The following is a 272-nucleotide window of genomic DNA, read 5'->3' on the forward strand; positions in this document are numbered from 1 at the left end:
CGAAGAACGCGAACGCCCCGGGACGGCGGGACGCGCGATAGGCCGCGGCGTCGGCGGGCGCCAGCAGATCCGGGCTGACCGGCATCAGATGCACGAGTCCATCCAGTCCCATCGACAGGGCGTCGGTCCACGCGACGTCCTCCAGGTGCCCGACCGCCGGGCGGCCGTGCGCATGCGCGGCCTCGATGCCGGCCTGCAACAGCGCGGGCGACAGACCGGTGTAGAGCTTGATCCAGTCGGCGCCGGCGTCGACCTGCTCGGCGACGACACGG

Annotated in this window: 1 protein-coding gene; it reads right to left on the reverse strand. The window is 73.2% G+C overall.

What is annotated here, in order from left to right; genetic code table 11:
* The coding region (locus tag SB719_RS20140; protein WP_412159738.1) for a hypothetical protein at positions 1-272 on the reverse strand (272 nt) is incomplete at both ends.

It is taken from the genome of Pantoea sp. SIMBA_079 (genome assembly GCF_046940275.1).
In the GTDB taxonomy this organism is placed as follows: Bacteria; Pseudomonadota; Gammaproteobacteria; order Enterobacterales; family Enterobacteriaceae; genus Pantoea; species Pantoea borealis.